Below are 1,802 nucleotides of genomic sequence, written 5' to 3'. Positions count from 1 at the left end.
ACGACGAACAAGCACCTGATCCGGTGGGTGGAGAAGATGTCGGACCTGTGCCAGCCTGAGCGGATTCACTGGATCGACGGTTCGGCGGCGGAGAACGCTCGTCTTTGCGAGGAGCTGGTGGCTGGCGGGACGTTCACCCGGCTGGACGCGGAGAAGTGGCCGGGCTGTTTTTACGCCCGTTCTTCGCCGAACGACGTGGCTCGGGTCGAGGACCGCACCTTCATCTGCTCGCTGTCCAAGGACAACGCCGGTCCGACCAATAACTGGGAAGACCCGTTCGTCATGCGCAAGCGTCTGAAGCAGCTCTTCAAGGGCTCGATGCGCGGCCGGACCATGTACGTCATGCCGTTTTCGATGGGTCCGATCGGCTCGCCCATGTCGCAGATCGGCGTGCAGTTGACCGACTCCGCCTATGCGGTGGTGAACATGCGCATCATGGCGCGCATCGGCACGCCGGTGTACGCCGAGATCGACAAGGGCGAGAAGCGCGTCGTGCCGTGCCTGCACTCGGTCGGGGCGCCGCTCGCGCCGGGCCAGCAGGACGTACCCTGGCCGCAGAACGACACCAAGTACATCGTGCATTTTCCCGAGACGCGCGAGATCTGGAGCTACGGCTCGGGCTACGGCGGCAACGCGCTGCTGGGCAAGAAGTGCTTCGCCCTGCGCATCGCCTCGAACATCGCGCGCGACGAGGGATGGATGGCCGAGCACATGCTCATCGTCGGCGTCGAATCGCCCGCCGACGCCGCCGGCAAGACCGAAAAGACCTACGTCGCGGCGGCCTTCCCCTCGGCCTGCGGCAAGACCAACTTCGCCATGCTCATCCCGCCCGCGGGCTTCGACGGCTGGAAGGTCTGGACCGTCGGCGACGACATCGCGTGGATCAAGCCCGACGCTACCGGCCAGCTTCGCGCCATCAACCCCGAGAGCGGCTTCTTCGGCGTCGCGCCCGGCACCAGCGACAAGACCAACCCCAACGCCATGGCCACGCTGCGTTCGAACTCCATCTTCACCAACGTCGCGCTCGTGACCGAAAACGGCGTGCCCAACGGCGACATCTGGTGGGAGGGCATGACCGACCAGCCGCCGGCCGAGGCGCTCGACTGGCGCGGCGCCCCGTGGACGCCCGCGAGCCCCACGCCCGCCGCGCATCCCAACGGCCGCTTCACCGCGCCCGCCGCGCAGTGCCCCACCATCGACCCCTCGTGGGAAGACCCCGAAGGCGTGCTGATCTCGGCCATCGTCTTCGGCGGCCGCCGCCCGACGACGATGCCGCTGGTCTACCAGGCCTTCAACTGGAGCGCGGGCGTCTACACCGGCGCGACCATGGGCTCTGAAACCACCGCCGCGGCCGGCGGCAAGATCGGCACGGTCCGCCGCGACCCGATGGCCATGCTGCCCTTCTGCGGCTACCACATGGGCGACTACTTCCGGCACTGGCTGCGCATGCAGCGCGCGCTGAACGCGACGCCGCGCATCTTCCATGTGAACTGGTTCCGCAAGGGCGCCGATGGATCGTTCCTGTGGCCGGGCTACTCGGAGAACATGCGCGTGCTGAAGTGGATCGTCGACCGCGTGCGCGGCCGCGTCCGCGGCAAGGAAACCCCCATCGGCTGGGCGCCCAAGTACAGCGACATCCAATGGCAGGGACTCGACTTCTCCTACGAACAGTTCCAGGAACTCCAAACCGTCGACCGAGAAGCCTGGAAACGAGAGGTCATCGGACACGAAGAGATCTTCCTCCAACTCCACGACCACCTCCCACCAGAGATGATCTACGAAAGAGAACTCCTCATCTGTAG

The 1,802-nt window shown here is 66.3% G+C and carries 1 protein-coding gene; it reads left to right on the top strand.

Annotation, left to right across the window (positions count from 1 at the left end):
* Positions 1–1,802: phosphoenolpyruvate carboxykinase (GTP) (locus CHB87_RS21695; RefSeq protein WP_245818183.1), on the top strand; the 1,802-nt coding region annotated here is incomplete at both ends.

It is taken from the genome of Granulicella rosea, from assembly GCF_900188085.1.
Taxonomy (GTDB): Bacteria; Acidobacteriota; Terriglobia; order Terriglobales; family Acidobacteriaceae; genus Edaphobacter; species Edaphobacter rosea.
The sequence above is the reverse complement of the archived record's forward strand: the minus strand, read 5'-3'. Positions and strand labels throughout refer to the sequence as shown.